Annotated in this window: 26 protein-coding genes; 3 read left to right on the top strand and 23 right to left on the bottom strand. The window is 70.0% G+C overall.

From position 1 onward, the window contains the following. Window positions 1-4: 4 nt before the first annotated feature. From B2W79_RS10990 to rpsB, 7 genes are all read right to left on the bottom strand, one after another. Window positions 5-712, bottom strand: coding sequence for a transglycosylase SLT domain-containing protein (locus tag B2W79_RS10990; RefSeq protein ID WP_256209412.1), 708 nt, complete (start codon window positions 710-712; stop codon window positions 5-7). Between the two features lie 49 nt (window positions 713-761). Next, the gene (locus B2W79_RS10985; protein WP_071328540.1) at window positions 762-1,343 is read right to left on the bottom strand and encodes a DivIVA domain-containing protein; all 582 of its coding nucleotides are present in this window, start codon (window positions 1,341-1,343) and stop codon (window positions 762-764) included. 20 nt (window positions 1,344-1,363) lie between these two features. Then, window positions 1,364-2,509 (bottom strand): phosphatidate cytidylyltransferase, encoded by a 1,146-nt coding sequence (locus B2W79_RS10980; RefSeq protein ID WP_292789515.1) that lies wholly within the window; start codon window positions 2,507-2,509, stop codon window positions 1,364-1,366. A gap of 5 nt (window positions 2,510-2,514) precedes the next feature. Then, complete coding sequence (gene frr, locus B2W79_RS10975) at window positions 2,515-3,069, bottom strand: ribosome recycling factor (RefSeq protein ID WP_071328538.1); 555 nt, start codon at window positions 3,067-3,069, stop codon at window positions 2,515-2,517. A gap of 67 nt (window positions 3,070-3,136) precedes the next feature. Beyond that, window positions 3,137-3,853, bottom strand: a complete 717-nt coding sequence (gene pyrH / locus B2W79_RS10970; protein ID WP_060922802.1) for a UMP kinase — start codon at window positions 3,851-3,853, stop codon at window positions 3,137-3,139. Between the two features lie 90 nt (window positions 3,854-3,943). After that, on the bottom strand, window positions 3,944-4,771 hold the full coding sequence (gene tsf, locus B2W79_RS10965) for a translation elongation factor Ts (protein ID WP_060922803.1): 828 nt from the start codon (window positions 4,769-4,771) through the stop codon (window positions 3,944-3,946). Window positions 4,772-4,812: 41 nt separating this feature from the next. Beyond that, window positions 4,813-5,754 (bottom strand): 30S ribosomal protein S2, encoded by a 942-nt coding sequence (rpsB, locus tag B2W79_RS10960; RefSeq protein ID WP_025103356.1) that lies wholly within the window; start codon window positions 5,752-5,754, stop codon window positions 4,813-4,815. A 365-nt stretch (window positions 5,755-6,119) separates the two neighbouring features. On the opposite strand from rpsB, the gene B2W79_RS10955 reads away from it, so the two are divergent. Beyond that, complete coding sequence (locus B2W79_RS10955) at window positions 6,120-6,665, top strand: peptidoglycan DD-metalloendopeptidase family protein (protein WP_071328754.1); 546 nt, start codon at window positions 6,120-6,122, stop codon at window positions 6,663-6,665. A 21-nt stretch (window positions 6,666-6,686) separates the two neighbouring features. Here B2W79_RS10955 and B2W79_RS10950 read toward each other — a convergent pair whose 3' ends face one another. The 9 genes from B2W79_RS10950 to B2W79_RS10910 form a co-directional block, all read right to left on the bottom strand. Next, window positions 6,687-7,589 (bottom strand): tyrosine-type recombinase/integrase, encoded by a 903-nt coding sequence (locus tag B2W79_RS10950; protein WP_292789510.1) that lies wholly within the window; start codon window positions 7,587-7,589, stop codon window positions 6,687-6,689. Between the two features lie 56 nt (window positions 7,590-7,645). Next, window positions 7,646-8,836, bottom strand: coding sequence for a DNA-processing protein DprA (gene dprA / locus B2W79_RS10945; RefSeq protein WP_292789508.1), 1,191 nt, complete (start codon window positions 8,834-8,836; stop codon window positions 7,646-7,648). Continuing rightward, window positions 8,833-10,362, bottom strand: a complete 1,530-nt coding sequence (locus tag B2W79_RS10940; RefSeq protein WP_292789506.1) for a YifB family Mg chelatase-like AAA ATPase — start codon at window positions 10,360-10,362, stop codon at window positions 8,833-8,835. The genes dprA and B2W79_RS10940 overlap by 4 nt, the downstream gene beginning before the upstream one ends. Beyond that, window positions 10,359-10,721 (bottom strand): YraN family protein, encoded by a 363-nt coding sequence (locus tag B2W79_RS10935; protein ID WP_071328534.1) that lies wholly within the window; start codon window positions 10,719-10,721, stop codon window positions 10,359-10,361. Before B2W79_RS10935 ends, B2W79_RS10940 begins: the two co-directional genes overlap by 4 nt. Before the next feature lie 111 nt (window positions 10,722-10,832). Then, the gene (locus B2W79_RS10930) at window positions 10,833-11,159 is read right to left on the bottom strand and encodes a DUF2469 family protein (RefSeq protein WP_017204525.1); all 327 of its coding nucleotides are present in this window, start codon (window positions 11,157-11,159) and stop codon (window positions 10,833-10,835) included. Between the two features lie 56 nt (window positions 11,160-11,215). Continuing rightward, the gene (locus B2W79_RS10925; RefSeq protein ID WP_292789499.1) at window positions 11,216-11,875 is read right to left on the bottom strand and encodes a ribonuclease HII; all 660 of its coding nucleotides are present in this window, start codon (window positions 11,873-11,875) and stop codon (window positions 11,216-11,218) included. Then, window positions 11,872-12,597, bottom strand: coding sequence for a signal peptidase I (gene lepB, locus B2W79_RS10920; RefSeq protein ID WP_071328532.1), 726 nt, complete (start codon window positions 12,595-12,597; stop codon window positions 11,872-11,874). The genes B2W79_RS10925 and lepB overlap by 4 nt, the downstream gene beginning before the upstream one ends. Before the next feature lie 119 nt (window positions 12,598-12,716). Further along, window positions 12,717-13,067 (bottom strand): 50S ribosomal protein L19, encoded by a 351-nt coding sequence (gene rplS / locus B2W79_RS10915; protein WP_025103348.1) that lies wholly within the window; start codon window positions 13,065-13,067, stop codon window positions 12,717-12,719. A gap of 169 nt (window positions 13,068-13,236) precedes the next feature. Continuing rightward, the gene (locus B2W79_RS10910) at window positions 13,237-13,725 is read right to left on the bottom strand and encodes an MFS transporter permease (protein ID WP_292789496.1); all 489 of its coding nucleotides are present in this window, start codon (window positions 13,723-13,725) and stop codon (window positions 13,237-13,239) included. Window positions 13,726-13,834: 109 nt separating this feature from the next. On the opposite strand from B2W79_RS10910, the gene map reads away from it, so the two are divergent. Continuing rightward, window positions 13,835-14,617, top strand: coding sequence for a type I methionyl aminopeptidase (gene map / locus B2W79_RS10905; RefSeq protein WP_071328753.1), 783 nt, complete (start codon window positions 13,835-13,837; stop codon window positions 14,615-14,617). Here map and B2W79_RS10900 read toward each other — a convergent pair. Genes B2W79_RS10900 through rpsP form a run of 6 tightly spaced genes read right to left on the bottom strand, consistent with a single transcriptional unit; the run spans window position 14,580 to window position 17,839 of the window. Continuing rightward, window positions 14,580-15,062 carry a pyrimidine dimer DNA glycosylase/endonuclease V gene (locus tag B2W79_RS10900; protein WP_292789494.1) on the bottom strand — a complete coding sequence of 161 codons (483 nt, stop codon included), beginning with the start codon at window positions 15,060-15,062 and terminating at the stop codon, window positions 14,580-14,582. The two genes, map and B2W79_RS10900, sit on opposite strands and share 38 nt — an antisense overlap. Then, window positions 15,059-15,793, bottom strand: a complete 735-nt coding sequence (locus tag B2W79_RS10895; RefSeq protein ID WP_292789492.1) for a class I SAM-dependent methyltransferase — start codon at window positions 15,791-15,793, stop codon at window positions 15,059-15,061. The genes B2W79_RS10900 and B2W79_RS10895 overlap by 4 nt, the downstream gene beginning before the upstream one ends. Before the next feature lie 46 nt (window positions 15,794-15,839). Continuing rightward, window positions 15,840-16,544 carry a tRNA (guanosine(37)-N1)-methyltransferase TrmD gene (gene trmD / locus B2W79_RS10890; protein ID WP_292789490.1) on the bottom strand — a complete coding sequence of 235 codons (705 nt, stop codon included), beginning with the start codon at window positions 16,542-16,544 and terminating at the stop codon, window positions 15,840-15,842. Window positions 16,545-16,563: 19 nt separating this feature from the next. Further along, on the bottom strand, window positions 16,564-17,181 hold the full coding sequence (gene rimM, locus B2W79_RS10885) for a ribosome maturation factor RimM (protein WP_071328527.1): 618 nt from the start codon (window positions 17,179-17,181) through the stop codon (window positions 16,564-16,566). Continuing rightward, entirely contained in the window at window positions 17,165-17,395 is a 231-nt protein-coding gene (locus tag B2W79_RS10880; RefSeq protein ID WP_025103341.1) for an RNA-binding protein, read from the bottom strand. The genes rimM and B2W79_RS10880 overlap by 17 nt, the downstream gene beginning before the upstream one ends. A 6-nt stretch (window positions 17,396-17,401) precedes the next feature. Beyond that, window positions 17,402-17,839: a 30S ribosomal protein S16 gene (gene rpsP, locus B2W79_RS10875; RefSeq protein ID WP_071328526.1), complete on the bottom strand. Its 438-nt coding sequence runs from the start codon at window positions 17,837-17,839 to the stop codon at window positions 17,402-17,404. 207 nt (window positions 17,840-18,046) lie between these two features. Between rpsP and B2W79_RS10870 the strand changes: the two genes are divergently transcribed. Continuing rightward, a complete protein-coding gene (locus B2W79_RS10870) occupies window positions 18,047-19,198 on the top strand; it encodes a glutamate--cysteine ligase (RefSeq protein ID WP_292789487.1) in 1,152 nt (383 codons plus the stop codon). A gap of 12 nt (window positions 19,199-19,210) precedes the next feature. Here the strand turns inward: B2W79_RS10870 and B2W79_RS10865 are convergent, their stop codons facing one another. Beyond that, entirely contained in the window at window positions 19,211-20,182 is a 972-nt protein-coding gene (locus B2W79_RS10865; RefSeq protein ID WP_071328524.1) for a sugar-binding transcriptional regulator, read from the bottom strand. Between the last annotated feature and the right edge of the window lie 55 nt (window positions 20,183-20,237).

Genomic DNA, 20,237 nt, shown 5'->3' with positions numbered 1-20,237 from the left:
CGCCTCACCACCAGTGGTTCGTGACCCAGAAGTTGTACGCGCCTGCCCAGCTGCCGTAGCGACCGGTGGCGTATCCGGTGGCCCAACGGAGATTGTCCACCGGGTTGTAGCCGTTGCCCGGCACCTTGCTGCAGGGCAGCGCTTGGACGAGGCCGCAGGCGCCGGAGGACGAGTTGGTCGCGTTGGGGTTCCAGCCACTCTCCCGCGAGACGATGTAGTCGACGTACTGCCAGTCGCCCTGCGCGATCCCGGCGGCAGCCATCCACTCCGCGGGAGCGCCGCCGCCGCTGTACGGCGGGAGCCCACCGCCACCGGAGGATCCGCCCTGCGAGTCGTCGGACGACGAGGACGTGGTCGCCGGGGCCGGCTTGGGCTTCGGCTTGGGCTTGGGCTTGACGTAGATGTCGAACGACCCGCGCTCGACCGGGGTGATCGCCGCCCCTTCCACCGTGACGGTGAGGTTCTGCGTGTCCGCCAGTGCCACCGCATACACGGAGTCCGGCGCCTCCGTGGCCATGGGCTGCGCCAGGGCGACCCCGGTGGGCGCGACCATCGCGGCGGCGAATCCGACGACCGCGAGAGAGCTGAAGACTCCGACGACACCGCGACGGCGAGACCAGCGGCGGGTACCGCGGGAGGCCGACGCGGACGTCGCTGCGGGTACCAGCGGGGCGTCGTTACGTTCGGGCATCATGTCGTTTCGGGAGTTCACGATGGAGGACAGTTTACGCATACCTGCCTGAAGAGGCCATCAGACGTGCTCAGCGGACCGCCAGGATCACGTCGATGGTGGCGTCCAGGAGCGCGTCGACCTGCTCTTCGCGGTAGCCGCCGCGCTGCATGCGGAACGCGGCGGACCGCAACTGCTCGGCCGACAGCGCATCGCCGTCCCGCAGGTAGCGGACGATGCGGGAGGTGACGTGATCGACCTCGTCGACGCGATAGCCGAAGGTGAGGAATCCGGTGCGGGCGAACCGGTGGCGACGCGGACGCGCCAGGTGGTCCAGGATCACCTGCGCGTCAGCCCTCGCCTGCTCCACCCATGCGCCCGCTCCGAGGGCGCGCACGGCGCGCTCCCTCTCGCGCGCGGCGAAGGCATCCTCGACGCGTCCGAGGGCCGCGTCGACGTCTGCCACCATGTAGCCCTCCTTGACGAGCGGGAAGGAGACGGTGCGCACGTCCTCGGCCGTGAGGTCGTCCGCACCGCTCTCGAACGCCTGTCGCGCCGACGCGAGGAACTCGTCCACCGCGGCGCGGTGATACCCCTTCGCGCGCCCGGTCGTGAGCGCGAACGCCGGCTTGGCCGTGTTCTGCACGGTAGCCTCGCGGCGGTCGTCATCCATCACAGCACCACTGTCGTTCATCACAGCACCAACCAGGGAGAGAGGAGGAAGTACAGGCAGAGGGCGGGGATCGTCGACGGCAGGATGCTGTCCAGCCGGTCGAGGAGCCCTCCGTGCCCCGGGAGCCACGAGCTCATGTCCTTGATCCCGAGGTCGCGCTTCAACATCGACTCGCCGAGGTCCCCGAGCGTCGCGGACAGCAGGATCGCGGCCCCGAAGATCACGCCGCCCCACCAGGGCAGGTCGAGCAGGAAGATCGCGAGCAGCACGCCCGCCACGAGCGACGCGACCACGGCGCCGGCGAAGCCCTCCCAGGTCTTCTTGGGACTGATCCGCGGTGCCATCGGGTGCCGCCCGAAGGCGAGTCCGGCCGCATACGCACCGGTGTCCGCGGCGACGGCGATCGCGATGAAGCTGAGCACCCACCATTGCCCGCCCTCCTGCTCGAGCAGGATGAGGGCCACGCCGGCGAGGAACGGGACGTACACCTGGACGAACCCGCCGATCACGGCGTCGGTGAGCACATCTCCGTACGTTCGGCCATCCTTGGCGACCATCTGGGCGAGCAGGCGCCAAACGATGACGAAGGCCACGGAGACGAACAGCATGACCCAGCTCAGCCACGGCTCGGCGAAGTACGCGGACAGGACCAGGAACGTCGCGGCGATCAGCTGCGGGACGACGTCGACCCGACGTCCGGCCGCTCGCAGGGCGCGGGAGAGCTCGTACACGCCGAGGAGTGCCGCAGCCAACGCGAACGGCACGAACAGCGCCTTGATGAACAGCAGCGAACCAAGCAGTGCCGCGCCGAAAGCGAGTCCGATGAGGATCGCGAGGATCAGATCGCGACCGGTGCGCTGCTTGATGCGCTCGTTCGCCTGATCGAGCTGATCGCGCGCATGAGAGACATGCGTGCCGAACTCATGGCGCGCCTGACGCCACTGCTCGCGGATCGCGTTGTGGTCGGCGGTGTCGAGGCGGTCTGCGGTGACGGGAGCTGCCCCCGGCGGCGCCGGGAGCGGTGGCCGCGGTGGCACCCGATCCGCGTCGAACGCCGGGAAGGCGGCGTCGCCGAGCGGCACGCCGCCGTCGGGAGCAGCCTCCGGCCGCTCCTCCCGGCGCGTCACCGGAGTGCCCTCCTCAGCGCCGCGCGATTCATCGGACATACGAGCTACACCTCGAGGAGTTCGGCCTCTTTGCGCTTGAGCGCGTCGTCGATGAGATCGACGTGCTGACGGGTCAGCGCGTCGAGCTCCTTCTCGCCGCGGGCGATCTCGTCCTCGCCGAGCTCGCTCTTCAGGCCGTCCAGCTCGTCCTTCGCCTTCCGGCGGATGCCGCGGACGTGGACCTTCGCGTCCTCGCCCTTCGACTTCACGAGCTTCACGTACTCTTTGCGGCGCTCCGCCGTGAGCTCCGGCATCGTGACGCGCACGAGGTTGCCGTCGTTCGTGGGGTTCGCCCCGAGGTTCGGCATGTCGCGGATGGCCTGCTCGATCGCCTTGAGCGCGGACTTGTCGTACGGCGTGATGATGAGCGTGCGCGCTTCCTGGTTCGCCAGCGAGGCGAGCTGCGCGAGCGGCGTCGGCGTGCCGTAGTAGTCGACCAGCACCTTCTGGAACAGCTGCGGGTTCGCACGACCGGTGCGCACCGTGGAGAAGTCCTCCTTGGCAGCCTCGACGGCCCGGGACATGCGGGTGGTGGTTTCAGCGAGGACGTCCGCGATCACGGTGGCTCCTATCGTCGGGGTGTTCTGGAAATTCTATCGGGAGCGGGCTCCCGTCCCGTGCAGGCGCTCAGGCGGTGACGAGCGTGCCGATGGGCTCGCCCAGGAGCGCCCGGGTGACGTTGCCCGCCGGCTCCATGCCGAAGACGCGCATGTCCATGTTGTTGTCCATGCACAGGCTGAACGCCGTCGAGTCGACGACCTTGAGCCCCTGCTGCAGCGCATCGCGATAGGTCACGCGGTCGATGCGCTCCGCGTCGGCGTGCTTGTTCGGGTCCGCGGTGTAGATCGCGTCGACGCCGTTCTTGGCCACGAGGACCTCCTGCGCGCCGATCTCCAGTGCGCGCTGCGCGGCGACCGTGTCGGTGGAGAAGTACGGCAGGCCTGCGCCGGCGCCGAAGATGACGACGCGGCCCTTCTCCATGTGCCGCTCCGCCCGACGCGGGATGTAGGGCTCGGCGACCTGGGTCATCGAGATCGCGGACTGCACACGCGTCGCGGCACCCGCCTGCTCGAGGAAGTCCTGCAGGGCCAGGGCGTTCATCACGGTGCCGAGCATGCCCATGTAGTCGGCGCGCCCGCGGTCCATACCCCGCTGGCTGAGCTCTGCGCCGCGGAAGAAGTTGCCGCCGCCGACGACGACCGCCACTTCGACCCGGTCGACCGCGGCGGCGATCTCCCGCGCCATCTGGCTGACCACGTCGGGGTTGACGCCGAGCTGACCGGCGCCGAACGCCTCTCCGGAGAGCTTGAGGAGGACGCGACGGCGTCCGGTGCGTTCAGTCATGGGGGATGTCCTCTCGTCCCGATTCAAGATAGTGCCTGGTGGGCATGAAGAAGGGGTTCGGATCGAGCGATCCGAACCCCTTCGACAGTGCTACGCGCCGACCTTGAAGCGCGCGAAGTCCGTCACGGTGATACCGGCGTCCTTCGCCACCTGGGCGACAGAGAGCTTGTTGTCCTTGGCGTAGTCCTGCTCCAGCAGGGCGACCTGCTTGATGAACGCGGAGACGCGGCCTTCGACGATCTTCGGCAGGGCGGCCTCGGGCTTGCCCTCGTTGCGGGAGATCTCGGTGACGATCTCGCGCTCCTTCTCGACCGCATCCGCCGGCACGTCCTCGCGGGACAGGTACGACGGGTTCGCGAACGAGATGTGCTGGGCGATGCTGCGCGCGGTCTCGGCGTCGTCACCCGTGTAGGCGACGACGACACCGATCTGCGGCGGCAGGTCCTTGCTCGTGCGGTGGAGGTAGACCTCGACGCTGTCACCGGAGACGGTGCGCACGCGACGGAGCTCGACCTTCTCACCGATGATGGCGGCCTCTTCCGAGATGAGCTGCTCGACGGTCTTGTCGCCCGCCGGAGCGGCGAGGGCGGCCTCGACCGAGTCGGCCTTCACGGCGGCGACGGCGTCGGCGACCTTGTCGGCCAGCGCGATGAAGCGCTCGTTCTTCGCGACGAAGTCGGTCTCGCAGGCGAGCTCGACGAGCGTCACGGCGCCGTCCTGCTCGCGAGCGACGACGAGGCCCTCGCTGGTCGAACGGTCGGCGCGCTTGGCGTTGCCCTTCGCACCCTTCAGACGCAGGATCTCGGTGGCCTTCTCGACGTCGCCGTCAGCCTCCTCGAGCGCCTTCTTGGTGTCGACCATTCCCGTGCCGAGCTGCTCACGCAGCGCCTTCAGGTCGGCGATGGTGAAGTTGGCCATGTGTGGTGGCTCCTTGCTTCGTTGTGTGGGTGTACGAGGGATTACTTGGCGTCTGCGGCCTCGGCGGCGGCGACCTCGGCGGTCTCCTCACCGGAAGCGGCGGCGATCGCCTCGTCGTGCGCCTGGGCACCGGCCTCGTCGGCGGCGGTGGCGTCGGCGGCCGGGGTCTCGACGACAGCGGCCTCGTCGTCCGCGGTCACGACCTCGGCAGCGTCAGCGGACTCCTGCACGGGAGCCTCGAGAAGCTCCTTCTCCCACTCGGCCAGCGGCTCCGCGTCGCCCGACTCCGGGTTGTGCTTCTGCTGCAGGCCCTCGGCGGCGGCGTCGGCGATGATGCGCGTCAGCAGCGACACCGAACGGATGGCGTCGTCGTTGCCGGGGATCGGGTACTGGAAGTCGTCCGGGTCGGCGTTGGTGTCGAGGATGCCGATCACCGGGATGCCGAGCTTCTTGGCCTCGTCGATGGCGAGGTGCTCGCGCTTGGCGTCGACGACCCAGAGGGCGGACGGCGTCTTGGTGAGGTTGCGAATACCACCGAGCGACTTGTGGAGCTTGTCCAGCTCGCGCTTCTTGAGCAGCAGCTCCTTCTTCGTGAAGCCGGAGGCGGACGGGTTCTCGTAGTCGAGCTCCTCGAGCTCCTTCATGCGGGCGAGACGCTTCGCGATGGTGGAGAAGTTGGTGAGGAGGCCGCCGAGCCAGCGCTGGTTCACGTAGGGCTGGCCGACGCGCGTGGCCTGCTCCGCGAGGATCTCCTGCGCCTGCTTCTTCGTGCCGACGAAGAGGATGGTGCCGCCGTGGGCGACGGTCTCCTTGACGAAGTCGTACGCCTTGTCGATGTAGCCAAGCGACTGCTGGAGGTCGATGATGTGGATGCCGCTGCGCTCCGTGAGGATGAAGCGCTTCACCTTCGGGTTCCACCGACGGGTCTGGTGTCCGAAGTGCACGCCGCTGTCGAGCAGCTGGCGGATGGTGACCACAGCCATGGTCGTCTCCTGATTCTGGCGCGGGGCGCCGTTGAGGTTGTCGTGCCGACCGGACGGTCGGACATCCTGGTGCCCGGCTCACACCCACCCGTTCGGAAACGGGACCTGCGGGAGTGGAAGCCACGACGGAGTCGCTCTGGGCACGCGTAGTCACCCCGAGATCGAGGTGCTCGTCCAGCATACAGGATCATGCGGCGCCAGCTCGTCCTCCACAGCCGCGCGATCCTCGACCTTCTCCCCTGGCACCGGGGCGCGGCGGGCGGATACTGCACCCCGCCGCCACCCTGGCGCACACTCGCGTGATGACACCTCCGTCCCCTCCTTCTCGGCCTCGCTCTCGTCGGCACTCCGCTCCCGCCTTCCGGGTGACGATCACCGCCGTGCTCGCCGCAGTGGTCCTGCTGTGCGGCGGCGCTCCGTTCGCGCCGTCTCCCGTCGCGCGAGCGGCGTCGGCGGCACACGGCCCCGCGCTCGTGCCCGAGGAGTTCGTCTCCGACGTTCCGTGGCAGTGGCCCGTCGACGGGACGCGCCGCGTGAGCGTCGCCTACCGTGCGCCGGCGCATGCCTATGGCCCCGGCCACCGCGGGATGGATGTCGCCGCGGCTGCGGGCGGCACCGTCGTCGCCCCGGCGGAGGGAGTCGTCGCGTTCCAGGGCGTCGTCGTTGATCGTCCGCTGCTCACGATCCGCCACGCGGATGGCCTCGTGAGCACGGTCGAACCCGTGGAGTCGCCCCTGCGCCCGGGGGATGCGGTCCACCGAGGCCAGGACATCGGCCGGATCGCCATGGGCGGCCACACTCCCCCCGACTCGGTGCACGTCGGCGTGCGACGGGACGGCGAGTACATCAACCCGATGCTCCTGTTCGGCGGTCTCCTGCGGGCGCGCCTCCTGCCCTGCTGCGACGGATGATCCGACGGGCGGGCTCCGCGTTCAGGCCCGGGGGTGCGCCAGGCGATACGTCGCCGTCAGTCGCTCCGCCGACACGTGCGTGTAGATCTGCGTGGTCCCCAGGCTCGCGTGACCGAGGATCTCCTGCACCGCGCGGAGGTCGGCACCGCCGTCCAGCAAGTGGGTCGCGGCGGTGTGGCGGAGGGCGTGCGGCCCGACGGTCTCGGCGCCGACGACGGGCGCGAGCGCACGGGCGACCACCTCGTAGACCGTCCGCGGACCGACACGTCCCCCGCGACTGCCGAGGAAGACGGCGGGCGAAGCGGCGCCGGACCGCGCGAGCAGAGCCGGTCGAGCGCGACGCAGATAGGCGGTGAGCGCATCCCGCGCCGGCGCGCCGAACGGGACGACGCGCTCTTTGTCGCCCTTGCCCCGCACGAGGGCCGTCCCCCGATCGAGATCCAGGTCGTCGATGTCGAGGCCGCAGAGCTCGGACACGCGGACCGCGGCTCCGTAGAGGAGCTCCAGCACCGCGTGGTCCCGAAGGGCGGTGGGGTCACCCGAGACCGCCGCCTGCCGATGTCGTTCCAACAGCTCCGACATCGCGTCCTTCGACGCCACCGTCGGCAGCGTCTTCGCGCGCTTCGGCGCCACGAGCCGCAGGCTGGGGTCGACAGGGATGAGTTCCTGCTCGCGCGCCCACCCGAAGAACGCTCGCGCCGTGGCCGCGCGTCGGGCCAGCGTCGCACGGGCGTCGCCGCGCTGGGTGGCCTGCCACAGCCATTCGCGCAGCATCTCCAGGTCGATCCGGTCGACCGGGCCGCCCCCCACGCTCGCCCCGAGGTCTCGCAGATCGGAGCGGTACGCCTTCACGGTCGCCGACGAGAGCCGGCACACCTTCTCGAGGTGGTCGGCGAACGCCTCGACAGCGACCGCGAAGTCCATATCCCCAGCCTGCCGCTCCCCCGCCTGCAGAGCGACGCGCCCCGCCGAGAGCCTGTCTACGACGTGCGTGCCGCGCCCACGCCGCGCCAGCCGTCCCCGTCGCGCCGCGCGAGTCCGTCGAGGTCGAGCAGTCCGAGCAGGGCCCTCGTCCGCTCGACGGTGAGATCCGCGCGCTGGGCGAGCTCCGCCTCCGTGCGAGTGGCTCGGGTGCTGAGCGCACGGAGGAGCACGACCCGCGCGTCGTCCGTCGCATCGTGTCCCCGTTGCGACCGCGCGCCGGCCGGGAGCATCTCGGCCACCTCCGCCGCGGAGGTGACGCACACCGCGTCGTATTCGCGCAGCAGCCGGTGACAGCCGGCCGACGAGGCGGAGGTGACGGGACCGGGCACCGCGCCGAGCGGCCTGCCGAGCGTCGCCGCATGCCCCGCCGTGTTGAGGGAGCCGCTGCGCCATCCCGCCTCGACGACGACGGTTGCCTGCCCCAGCGCCGCGATCAGCCGGTTGCGCGCGAGGAAGCGCCAGCGCGTCGGGGCCGTCCCGCACGGCACCTCGCTGACGACGACCCCGTCGACGGCGATGCGCGACAGAAGGTTCCGATGACCGGCGGGGTACGGACGATCGACTCCCCCGGCGAGCACCGCGATCGTGCCTCCGCCGACGGTCAACGCGGCGCGATGTGCTGCGCCGTCGATGCCGTACGCGCCGCCGGACACCACCGCCGTCTCCCCGACAGCCAGGTCTCCGGCAATGTCGGCGGCAACACGTTCCCCGTAGGCGGTGGCCGCCCTGGCCCCTACGATCGCAACGCGCGCAGCGCTCGTCAGGAGGTCGCTGCGCCCGCGCACCCACAGCACCATCGGCGCCTCCGCATCGAGATCGTCGACAGACAGCGGCCAGTCGGCGTCTCCGGGGAGCAGCAGCTTCGCACCCGTCTTCCGCGCGCCACGGAGGGCGCCGATCACCGCCGCCGGATCGGCGCGCTGCCGCCACCGAGCGCGCGCGTCGTCGAGGGCCCGTCGTGCCCCCACGGCCCGGACCACCGGCCACGGCCGTCCCGCCCCGTCCAGCGCGAAGCGCAGCCCGTCGGCCGGTCCGAACTCTCGCACGAGCGTCGCGGCGACGGCGTCCCCGGGGTCAGCGATGACGGACCAGGCGACTCGCGCCAGCGCCTCCGTCACCTCCTCTGCTCCGCGCACGCCTCGCGCCGCGTCGAGAGCGTCCTTTTGGGAGAGGAGTCCGTCAATCATCGTGCCACCCCCGTCCGCAGGAGCAGCGCCCGCCCGACCTCGTCCGTGCCGGGGCGGTCGCGTCCGGCCAGATCAGCCATGGTCCATGCCACCCGGAGGACGCGGTCGTAACCACGCAGTGTCAACGCCCCGCGTTCCAAGGCCCGATCGAGCCCGGCCCGCACGTCCGACGGGAGACGGTAGCCGCCATGCCGGAGCACAGTGCCGGGGATCTCCGCATTCCGACGCCACGGCGTGCCGCGCCATCGATGCTCCGCCCGTGCGCGCGCCGTGCCGACGCGGTTCCGGGCCTCGACCGTCGTCACACCGGACCGCTCCTCTGTCACCGAGCGCGAAGCCGCGACGCGGGTGACCGGAAGGTCGATGTCGAGCCGATCGCGCAACGGTCCGGAGAGCCGCGTGGCATACCGTCGTAGCGCCTGAGGCGGGCAGATGCAGTCGCCATCACGGACGCCCCGGTTGCCGCAGGGACACGGATTCATCGCCAGGAGCAGCTGGAAACGCGCCGGAAATCGCACGACGAAGCCGGAGCGATGCACATCGACGAACCCCGTCTCGAGGGGCTGACGGAGCGCGTCCAGGGCCACCCGCGGGAACTCCGCCGCCTCGTCCAGGAAGAGGACGCCCCGATGCGCCCGGGCGACCGCGCCGGGACGTGCCGTCCGCGATCCGCCTCCCACCATCGCCGCCACCGAGGCGCTGTGGTGCGGAGCGACCAGCGGGGGCTGGTGGTCGAGTCCGGTCACGGCCTCGCCGCAGAGGGAGCGGACCGAGGCCACCTCGATCGCCTCCTCCTCGGTCAGCGGCGGCATGATGCCGGGCAGGCGCCCCGCGAGCATGGTCTTCCCTGCTCCCGGCGGACCGCTCAGGAGCATGTTGTGGCCACCGGCGGCAGCGACGATGAGCGCCTCGACGGCTTCCTCCTGCCCGAGGACGTCACTCAGGTCGCGCTCGTCCGCCTTCTCCTCCGGCGGCTGTGGCCCCGGAACCGGCTCGACATCGGGCACCTCGACGTCCGCGCCGTGCCAGGCGGCGACCTCCGCGAGCGACGCGGCGGCACGCACCTCCACGCCGGCGACGAGAATCGCCTCGGCCGCATTGCCGTGCGGCACGATCACGCGGTGGAAGCCAGCGCGAGCGGCGGCGAAGACGGCCGGCAGCACGCCCGGCACGGGACGCAGCCTCCCGTCCAGCCCGAGTTCTCCCAGATGCACGGTCTGCCGGACCGCGCGATGGGCGATCGCGTCGCCAGCGGCGAGGCAGGCCACCGCGATCGCCAGGTCGAAGGCGGCCCCGTGCTTCGGCAGACTCGCCGGCGAGAGGTTGACGGTCAGCCGTCGCCGCGGCAGCGGGAGGCCGGAGTTCTCGCAGGCGTTGTGCACGCGTTGCACGGCCTCGCCGAGGGACTTGTCCGGGAGGCCGATGATCCGGAACTCCGGCGTCTGCGCGGAGAGGTCGGCCTCGACCTCGACGACATGCCCCTCGGCCCCGGTGAGCGCCACGGACCAGGTTCGCGCCGTGCTCATGCGATGTCCTCGAGGTGCTCGATCGAGGCCGTCGCCGAGGACGCGCCGATGATGCCGACCGCTTCCACCCGGAGGGTCCGTCCGCGCGCCAGCTCGGGGTGTGCCGCACGCCAGGCATAGGCGAGTCGCCACAGCCGGCGCCGCTTGCGGTCGTCGATTGCATCGAACGGGTGCCCGAACGCCGCTGACCGCCGCGTCTTGACCTCGACCACCGCGACATGGGGGCCGATGATCGCGACGATGTCCAGCTCCCCCTGGGGACACCGCCAGTTGCGGTCGACGATCCGATACCCGCGCTTCGTCAGATAATCCGCTGCCTGCTGCTCCCCGGCTCGCCCGAGGTCGTCTTTCGCTGCCATCCCGACAGGATGGACGTCAGCACTCCGTCACCGTCGTGGTCCCACGCGAACAGTTCAGAGGTTGTGGAAACGACGAAAAATGCCGCCGCTGTGCAGGAACAGCGTGCCGCGTCACTCTCCGTCGAGGGAGAGCTCCTGCGGCAGTTCGAACTCGCGGCGCTGCAGCTCCTCGACGTTCACGTCCTTGAACGTGAGCACCCGGACGGCCTTGACGAAGCGGTCGGCCCGGTAGATGTCCCACACCCACACGTCGCTCATGGAGATTTCGAAGTAGAAGTCGTGCTCGGTGTCCCGTCGCACGACGTTGACCTCGTTGGCCAGGTAGAAGCGACGCTCGGTCTCCACGACGTACTGGAACTGAGAGACGACGTCGCGGTACTCGCGGAACAGCGCGAGCTCGAGCTCGCGGTCGTAGTCGTCGAAGGCTTCCTCATCCATGATGAGTCCATCCTATGGTCGCCGGACGCTGGGCGCGGCATCCCGGCCGCGACCGCTCAGAAGAGCGTCGGTGCGTCGGCGATCGCCCAGGAGGACCGGTGGAACGGCGAGAGGCCGAACGAGCGGATCGCCTCCCGGTGCTCGGGACTCGCGTACCCCTTGTTGCGGTCCCACTGATAGTCGCGATGGTCCTCGTGCAGCTCCGCCATGAGACCGTCTCTCGCGACCTTCGCGATCACCGAGGCCGCGGACACCGAGGCGCAGTCGCGGTCGGCCTTGATGACGGGGCGCACCCGCAGCGGCACCGGATGCACCCGCGAGACGTAGTCGTGGTTGCCGTCGAGCAGGACCAGGGCGTTCTCGACCGTCGCCCCCTGCGCGACGACCGCCTCCACGGCCCGCGAGGCGGCAAGGCCCAGGGCCCGCATGATCCCGACCTCGTCGACCTCCGCCGCGGTCGCCCAGCCGACGGCCGAGGCCTGCACCCAGGAGGCCGCCCGGGCGGCGACGTCGGGGCGCCGACGCTCGGGGACCAGCTTCGAGTCGCGCAGGCCCTCCGGAACCCGACGGCGGGCGCCTTTGGCGTCCATCACGGCTGCCCCGACGGCCACCGGTCCCGCCAATGCGCCGCGGCCGACCTCATCGAGGGCGATGATCAGGTCGCACTCCCCCAGGAGCTTCCGCTCCAGGGTCAGTCGGGGCGTGATGACGGTCATTCGGGATCCGGGACCCCGTTGAAGATCTCGTGATGGCCGTCGATCGGTCCGAATCGGTCGAGCGGCCACGTCGTCAGGAACGCCTTGCCCACGATGTTCGACACGGGGACGAATCCGCCGCTGGGCAACTCCTGATGTGCGCGCGCGTCACGGGACCGGTCGCGGTTGTCACCCAGCAGCCACACGGAGTCCTCGGGGACGACGACATCGAACGGCTCGTTCGAGGCCGCGGTGTCGCCCTCGGGGAGATTCAGGTAACTCAACTCGTCGATCGGCGCCCCGTTGATGGTGATCTGCCCCAACGCGTTGCAGCACACCACGTGATCGCCTTCGACCCCGATCACCCGCTTGACGAGATGGTCCTGCGTGTCGGTGGCCGAGATGCCCACGAAAGTGAGCACCCAGTCGACGGCCTGGACCAGCGGCGGCTGTGCCGGGGTCTGCGGCATCGGGTCGAGCCAGCCCCCCGGGTCCTTGAAGACGACGATGTCGCCGCGCTCGTAGCCGGTCCAGCGCGGCGTCAGCTCGTCGACGAGGATGCGGTCGTCGATCAGCAGCGTCCGCTCCATGGAGGCCGACGGGATGTAGAACGAGCGCACGACGAACGTCTTGATGACGAAGGACACCAGCGCGGCGATGACCACGATGACCAGAACGTCGCGGAGGAAGACCAGGAACCCGCGCCGCCGTCGTGTCGGGCGTGCGGACGGAGAGTCAGTCATCTGGTTCCTTCTCGAAGAGTGCACCGCGAGCGCACGGCAGTAACAAGGTTCGCACACCGGGGGCGGAACGAAAGCACCCCGGGACATCGTGTCCCGGGGTGCTGTGAAGAAGCTTCGCGTCAGTTGTTGACGCGCTTCTCCTTGATCTTCGCCTTCTTGCCGCGGAGCTCACGCAGGTAGTAGAGCTTGGCGCGACGCACGTCACCGCGGGTGACGACCTCGATGTGGTCGATCACCGGGGAGTGCACGGGGAAGGTACGCTCGACACCCACCTGGAAGCTGATCTTCCGGACGGTGAAGGTCTCGCGGACGCTGTCACCCTGGCGGCCGATGACGACGCCCTGGAAGACCTGGATACGGGAGCGGTTGCCCTCGGTGATGTTGACGTGCACCTTGACGGTGTCACCGGGGAAGAACTCGGGGATGTCGGAACGGAGCGAAGCCGCGTCGACGGCGTCGAGGATCTGCATGATCGTCTCTCTCTGCACTCGCCTCAGGTCGGATGCACGGATTAGGAAGGAACAAGAATGGGAGTGTGCCGAACGGCGCTGACGCGTCCGCGGGCTCCCCTGGGGCAGAGCCGGTCACGGCACAAACAACCATTCTGCCACGGATGGCAGGCCCAGCCAAAACGTCAGGTCAGAGCCGATCGTCGGTCTCCCGCACCACGATGACCTCATGCACGCTCGTCTGCGGGCTCTCGGCGCGCGGCGGCGTCATCGTCGACCAGGAGATGGTCTCGCGGATCCGCGACCCGCTCCCCCGCACCTCGTTCCAGAGCTGCCACAGCTGCAGCCAGACCAGAGCGATGCCCACGACGATGGCGGCCGCGAGCAGCCAGCCGAAAGCCCCGTCGATGAAGAAGCCGACCGCGATCGTGAGCGCGTGCCAGAGCCCGAACCCGGCGACGTCCCACCACGACACGGCGCGCTCGGCGCGGACGGACGGGCGGGAGCGCGTCAGCAGCGTGAGCAGGAGCTGTCCTACGAACACCGAGGGCATCGCGATGAGCAGTACCCAGAGGATCGACCAGCCGCCCTGGAAGACGGCCCAGCCGATGAGAAGCCACAGCGGCAGGAGGAACGCCGACGGCAGCAGCCAGCGGAAGAAGGCCTGTCGGATCCACATGCTCCGATGCTACGGCGACCGCGGCGGCGCGTCACGGGTGTTCGCTGAGAGCGGCAGGCGCCTGGCACCTGTGCGATCAGGGAGAATGGAGGACGACGAGAGGACACTGATGATCGAACTGCGCACCCCTGCCGAGATCGATGAGATGCGCGCGGCAGGCCGGTTCGTCGCCGAGACGCTGGCGACCCTGCGCGACGAGACGAAGGTCGGCACCAACCTCCTGGCGATCGACCGCCGGGCCCACGACATGATCCGCAAGGCCGGCGCCGAGTCCTGCTACATCGACTACCACCCCTCCTTCGGGGCGAGCCCCTTCGGCAAGGTCATCTGCACCTCGGTGAACGACGCCGTGCTGCACGGCCTCCCGCACGACTACACGCTCCGGGACGGCGACCTCGTCACCCTCGACTTCGCCGTCTCGGTCGATGGCTGGGTCGCGGACTCCGCCGTCTCCTTCGTGGTCGGCACGCCGAAGGAGGAGGACCTGCGCCTCATCGACACCACGGAGCGCGCGCTGGCCGCCGCGATCGAGACCTCGGTGGTCGGCAACCGCATCGGCGACATCTCCGCCGCGATCGCGGACGTCGCCCACGGCGAGGGGTACTCCATCAACACCGACTTCGGCGGGCACGGCGTGGGCCGCACGATGCACGGCGACCCTCATGTGGCGAACGACGGCCGCGCAGGACGCGGTTTCCCGCTCCGAGCCGGCCTCGTGCTCGCCCTGGAGCCGTGGTTCCTCGCGACGACGGACGAGCTGATCACCGACCCCGACGGGTGGACGCTGCGCAGCGCGGACGGCTCCCGCGGCGCGCACTCCGAGCACACCATCGCCATCACCGAGGACGGTCCGATCATCCTGACGGATCGCTCGTTCCTCGGCGTCGACTGACTCCGGTCACGGGGTCGGCGCGCTCCCAGGACGCGACCGGCCCGGGCACGACGACGAACAGCGGGTGCGCTCTCGGGAGCTCCGCAGCCCCGTGTCGGGTGAGCACCTCCGGACTGCGCTCGGCGAGCTTCGCCCGCAGATGCTCCCACTCCCGCTCGAGCTGACCAGTGGTGACCGGGAGCGTCGACACCGCCGACTCCGCCCGCCGGATCCGCGCGCGGTCGAAACGATAGCCGCGGACGTCCGCCTCGTCGGCGATACCTGCCAGGTACGCGCCCACCGCGGCCACGGGATCGGCCGTCGCCCGGAAGCGCTCGAGCTGCGGATGCCGCTGATACCCCTTCGTGGCGTCGGCGAGCACCGCCTGGGCGAGGAGGGTCTCCCGCCAACAGGCGACGAGCCCCTGACGGTCGAGGTACTCCGGATGCAGCGACCAGATCCTCATGCCCGGCGGTAGCGGAACACGTCGGTGAGGTGGGGCAGATCGAACTCCGCCTCTCCCCGCGTCTCGTCCGCGCCGTCCAGCACCGCCTCCAGGTCTGCCACCATCGCCGCACGCTCCGCATCGTCCGCCACGAGGAAGCTGCTCACCGTGCCCCACCGTCGGAGGTAGTCCTCGCGGGAGATCCGCTCCGTCCAGCGCACCTCCTCGTGGACATCCAGGACGAAACCGGGGAGATCCGCGGCCGACGCGGAGGTGTCGTCGTCTGCGCCGACCGCAGGATGGGCCACCCGGTGACACGCGAGATCCCAGGCACAGGCGGGGTCGGCACGATTCCACAGCAGCCCGAGCGTGCCGTGAGGGACGAGCGTGCGGGCGATCTCGGCCGCCGCCGCGTCCCGATCGAACCAGTGGAACGCCTGCGCGACGCTGACGGCATCGACGCAGCCGTCCGGCACGGGGATGCTCTCCGCGGTCCCCGGCCGCGCATCGACCGTCGGCAACGTCCGCGCGAGCACGGCGAGCATCGGCGCGGAGGGCTCGACCGCGATCACCCGCGCCGCGCGCGCGACGAGCAAGCCCGTGAACTTCCCGGTGCCGGCACCGAGGTCGAGCGCCGTGGCCACCCGGTCCGGAACGATGATGTCGGCCGCACGCTCCGGGAACCCCGGTCGGTAGCGGTCATACTCCTCACCGATGCCCTCGAACGATCGCGCGCGTGTCACATCCACCATGCCTCGACGCTAACAGCAGTCGTCGCGGCGGATGGGTGCGGCCGGGTCAGTCGTCGGTCGGCGCGTCCGGAAGCAGGTCAGGCCGTCGCAGGCGGGTGCGGACGAACTGCTGCTCGCGACGCCATGCCGCGATCGCACCGTGGTTGCCGCTGAGGAGGACATCGGGGACCGCGCGCTCCCGCCACACCGACGGCTTCGTGTACGACGGGTACTCGAGGAGGCCGTCCTCGTGCGACTCCTCGACCAGGCTCTCCGGATTGCCGACGACACCCGGGATCAGACGGCCGATGGCCTCGATCATCGCCATCGTCGCCACCTCCCCGCCGTTGAGGACGTAGTCGCCGAGGCTCAGCAGTCGCACCTCGCCACGCTCGGCGGCGTACTCGAAGACGCGCTCGTCGATGCCCTCGTAGCGGCCGCAGCCAAACACGAGATGGTCGCGCCCCGCGAGCTCGCGCGCGGTCGCCTGGGTGAAGACCTCCCCGGCCGGCGACGGGAAGATGATGGTCGGCGCGGGGGTGGCATCCGCCGTGAGCTCATCGAGCGCGAGACCCCACGGCTCCGGCTTCATGACCATGCCCGCTCCCCCGCCGTAGGGGGTGTCGTCGACGGTGCGATGCCGGTCGTGGGTCCAGTCGCGGAGATCGTGCACCCGGAGGTCGAGCAGGCCCGAGCCCCGGGCCTTGCCGAGCAGGGAGAGCGTCAGTCCGTCGAAGTACGACGGGAAGATGGAGACGACGTCGATGCGCACGGGGGAACCGTATCAGCGGTCACTCGGCGGTGTCGGAGGGAGTGGTCTCATCCTCCGACTCGGGAAGCTCCTCGAAGAGCCCGGCCGGCGGGGTGACGATGATGCGCCCGGCGGCGACCTCGACGGCGGGGACGATGGCCTCGACGAACGGGACCATCACCTCGTCCGTGCTGCCGGTCGACGTGGGCTTGACGATCAGGAGGTCCTGCGCGGGCAGGTGCTCGACCCGGACCACGCGGCCGATGACCACCTCGTCGCGGACGACGTCGAGACCGACGAGCTGGTGGTCGAACCAGGCGTTGTCCTCGGTCTCGTCCTCGTCCTGATCCATCCAGAGGATGGCGCGGACGAGGCTCTCGGCGGCATTCCGGTCGTCCACGTCCTCGAAGAAGACGACGGGGTTCCCGTTCATCACGCGGTACTCGCGGACGACGATCTCCTTGCCGTGCCACGGAGATGCCTCGGGCACCTGCAACGTGAACGCGGCCCCGGGGACGAAGCGCCGCTCCGGGTTGTCGGTGTAGAGCTCGAGCTTCAGGGCGCCCTTGAGCCCGTGGGCCTTGACCAGGCGCCCGACGCGCAGCTGATTACGGCCCTGGGTGCGGTCCTGCGACACCACGTCAGTCGTCCGCGACATCGACGCGGACACGACGCCCGTCGGCGAGAGCGCTGACGAGGGTACGGAGGGCCTTGGCCGTGCGGCCGCCGCGCCCGATCACGCGACCACGGTCGTCCGGGTGCACACGCACCTCGAGCAGGTCGCCTCGCGGCGACGACGATTCGTGGATGCGCACGTCTTCGGGGTGATCGACGATCCCCTTGACGATGTGTTCGAGCGCGGCGGCGAGCACGATGGATTACTCGGCGTCGGCGGCGGAAGCCTCGGAGGCCTCCGCGTCGGCGTCGGCGGCGGGGGCCTCCGCAGCGGGGGCCTCCTCCTTCTTCTCCGCCTTGGGCTTGATGACCGACTTCTTCGAGGCGTCGGCCTCGAATGCGACCTTCTCGCCGGCGACCTTGAGGGTGGACTTGGCGTCCTTGTCGCCCTTGAAGGTGCCCCAGTCGCCCGTGATCTTGAGGATCGCGGTGACCTGCTCGGTCGGCTGCGCGCCGACAGAGAGCCAGTACTGCGCACGCTCGGAGTCGACCTCGATGAACGAGGGCTCCTCGGTGGGGTGGTACTTGCCGATCTCCTCGATCACACGACCGTCGCGCTTGGTGCGCGAGTCGGCGACGACGATGCGGTAGTACGGCGCGCGGATCTTGCCCATGCGCTTGAGACGAATCTTGACAGCCACGATTCTCCTGAATGGTGTGGAAGGAAACGAACCGGTCGCCTGGAGCGTGGGGTGCACACCCGGCGGAAGCTCAAATGAGGAGGACGAGCGCTGGATAGAGGGTCGAGCACGTCGTCCGACCCTCTATTCTGCCAGATGCGCGCGCCGGGTGCGAACCCGGCGACACGGCGTTGCGGAGCAGGCCCGGCCCCGTGTCAGACTGTCCCCGTGCAGCTCGACTTCGCCGCTTCGGCCCGCTCCACCGTCGGTCTCGAGTGGGAGATCATGCTCGCCGATCCCGAGACCGGTGATCTCGTCGGTCGCGCGCCGGAGCTCCTCGCCGCGCTGGAGGCGGAGAGCGAAGACGAACGCCACACCGTCACCGGCGAGCTCCTCACCAACACCATCGAGGTGACCAGCGGGATCGGCGACTCCGTGGCCCACGCCGTCGACGACATCGCGAACGCGATCGCGGCGGTGCGGTCGGCCACCGACCCGGCAGGGATCGAGCTGCTCTCCGCCGGAAGCCACCCGTTCGCCCAGTGGTACGACCAGTCGGTGACCGACAAGACGCGGTACCACAGCCTGATCGAGCGCACCCAGTGGTGGGGGCGCAACATGATGATCTGGGGCATCCACGTGCACGTGGGCGTCGACGAGCAGCGCAAGGTCTTCCCCATCATCAACGCACTGTCGGCCTATCTCCCCCACCTGCAGGCGCTGTCGGCGTCCAGCCCGTTCTGGGCCGGGGAACGCACGGGGTACGCCTCCAACCGCGCTCTCGTCTTCCAGCAGCTGCCCACGGCCGGCCTTCCCTGGCCGCTGCGCGACTGGTCGGAGTTCGAGCGCTACCTGGACGACATGGTCCGTACCGGAGTCATGGCCGACGCCACGGAGGTGCGGTGGGACATCCGTCCCGCTCCGCGCTGGGGCACGATCGAGGTCCGGGCGTGCGACGGCCTGTCCACCCTCTCCGAGATGGCCGCGGTGGCCGCGCTCGTGCAGGTCCTCGTCGAGCACTTCTCCCGGCTCCTGGACGAAGGGGCCGCCCTCCCCGACCTCCCCGCGTGGTTCCACCGCGAGAACAAGTGGCGCGCGGCCCGATACGGCCTGGACGCCCGGGTCATCGTCGACACGATCGGCACGCAGCGCCCCGTGCGCGAGCATCTCGCCGAGAAGATCGAGGAACTCACCCCGGTCGCGGTCGAGCTCGGATGCGTCCGTGAGTTCGGCAGCATCGGGACGATCCTCGACGGCGGCGCGAGCTACGCCCGTCAGCTCGCGGTCGCCGACGCCACGGACGGCGATCTCCGCGCTGTCGTCCAGCACCTCATCCGCGAGTTCCGGACGGGGCCGCAGTCGTCCATCGAAGGCGAGTGATCCCCGCGCCGCTCAGTCCTCGACGAGGCGGCGTGCGAGTCCCTCGTCCAGCACGACGTCGGTGATGAGCTCGGCGGCGATCGCCGCACGCAGGCTCGCGAGCTTGGGCACGCCGGAGACGACGCACACGCGTCGGGGAACGCGGCGCAGCCGGTCGAGTCCAGGGCCGGTCGCCCGTGCATTGAGCCGGATGTCGCGCCAGGAGCCGTCGGCGCGGAAGAAGACCGTCGCCACGTCGCCGATCGCGTGGTCCTCCCGCAGACTGCGGTAGTCCTCCCGACCGAGATAGCCGCCGACGTAGACCCGGCTGGGCACCTCTGCCGCCGGAGAGCCGAGACTGAACACGGCGATGTCCATCTTCGCCTGCAGGTCCAGGACGCGCCGGGTGCTGCGCTCGCGCCACATCGCCTCGCGGGTGGCGGGGTCGTCGAAGAACGCCGGGACCGGGAACTGCTGCACCTGCGCCCCGAACGCACTGCCGAAGCGCTGCAGGATGTCACTGGAGTACTCCACACCGCTGGTCTGGGTGTTCCCGGCGCCGTTGAGCTGCACGAATGTCGTGTTGTGCGTCTCCTTCTGGGTGAGCCCGCGGCTGACCGCGCTGATCGTCGACCCCCAGGCGACGCCGACGATCATGTTCGAGTCCACGAACTGGGACAGCAGTCGCCCGGCGGTCAGCGCCACCCGCTCCAGGCGCTCGACCTCGCTCACGATCTCGGCCATCGGAACCACGTGCGCAACGACGCGGTGGCGATCCCTGATGCGCTGCTCGAGCATCCCGAGGCGTTCCAGCGGCGAGTTGATCCGGATGTCGACGAGGCCACTCTCGCGCGCGAAGCTGAGCAGCCGCGACACGGACGATCGCGAGGTTCCGAGCTCCTGCGCGATGACCTCCATGGTCTTGTCCTGCATGTAGTAGAGCTGCGCAGCCGTGAGCGCGGCGATCAGCTTCCCGTCGCGCGAAGGCGCTCCGGATTCCGCCATGATGACCTCCTCTCCCTCGATCCTTGCACATATGTGCAGCCAGCTTGCGCGCGGC

Origin of the sequence: Microbacterium sp. UBA7513 (assembly GCF_002478345.1) — a bacterium.
GTDB lineage: Bacteria > Actinomycetota > Actinomycetes > Actinomycetales > Microbacteriaceae > Microbacterium.
This window is presented reverse-complemented; position numbering and strand designations above follow the sequence as displayed.

Coding starts and splice junctions, on each gene's coding strand:
- dprA (WP_292789508.1), bottom strand. CDS start 8,836: ATGATTGACGGACTCCTCTCCCAAAAGGACGCTCTCGACGCGGCGCGA.
- B2W79_RS10950 (WP_292789510.1), bottom strand. CDS start 7,589: ATGGACTTCGCGGTCGCTGTCGAGGCGTTCGCCGACCACCTCGAGAAG.
- B2W79_RS10940 (WP_292789506.1), bottom strand. CDS start 10,362: ATGAGCACGGCGCGAACCTGGTCCGTGGCGCTCACCGGGGCCGAGGGG.
- rplS (WP_025103348.1), bottom strand. CDS start 13,067: ATGCAGATCCTCGACGCCGTCGACGCGGCTTCGCTCCGTTCCGACATC.
- B2W79_RS10925 (WP_292789499.1), bottom strand. CDS start 11,875: ATGACCGTCATCACGCCCCGACTGACCCTGGAGCGGAAGCTCCTGGGG.
- lepB (WP_071328532.1), bottom strand. CDS start 12,597: ATGACTGACTCTCCGTCCGCACGCCCGACACGACGGCGGCGCGGGTTC.
- B2W79_RS10980 (WP_292789515.1), bottom strand. CDS start 2,509: ATGTCCGATGAATCGCGCGGCGCTGAGGAGGGCACTCCGGTGACGCGC.
- B2W79_RS10935 (WP_071328534.1), bottom strand. CDS start 10,721: ATGGCAGCGAAAGACGACCTCGGGCGAGCCGGGGAGCAGCAGGCAGCG.
- rimM (WP_071328527.1), bottom strand. CDS start 17,181: ATGTCGCGGACGACTGACGTGGTGTCGCAGGACCGCACCCAGGGCCGT.
- B2W79_RS10900 (WP_292789494.1), bottom strand. CDS start 15,062: ATGAGGATCTGGTCGCTGCATCCGGAGTACCTCGACCGTCAGGGGCTC.
- B2W79_RS10910 (WP_292789496.1), bottom strand. CDS start 13,725: ATGTGGATCCGACAGGCCTTCTTCCGCTGGCTGCTGCCGTCGGCGTTC.
- map (WP_071328753.1), top strand. CDS start 13,835: ATGATCGAACTGCGCACCCCTGCCGAGATCGATGAGATGCGCGCGGCA.
- B2W79_RS10985 (WP_071328540.1), bottom strand. CDS start 1,343: ATGGATGACGACCGCCGCGAGGCTACCGTGCAGAACACGGCCAAGCCG.
- B2W79_RS10930 (WP_017204525.1), bottom strand. CDS start 11,159: ATGGATGAGGAAGCCTTCGACGACTACGACCGCGAGCTCGAGCTCGCG.
- tsf (WP_060922803.1), bottom strand. CDS start 4,771: ATGGCCAACTTCACCATCGCCGACCTGAAGGCGCTGCGTGAGCAGCTC.
- rpsB (WP_025103356.1), bottom strand. CDS start 5,754: ATGGCTGTGGTCACCATCCGCCAGCTGCTCGACAGCGGCGTGCACTTC.
- B2W79_RS10895 (WP_292789492.1), bottom strand. CDS start 15,793: ATGGTGGATGTGACACGCGCGCGATCGTTCGAGGGCATCGGTGAGGAG.
- B2W79_RS10865 (WP_071328524.1), bottom strand. CDS start 20,182: ATGGCGGAATCCGGAGCGCCTTCGCGCGACGGGAAGCTGATCGCCGCG.
- pyrH (WP_060922802.1), bottom strand. CDS start 3,853: ATGACTGAACGCACCGGACGCCGTCGCGTCCTCCTCAAGCTCTCCGGA.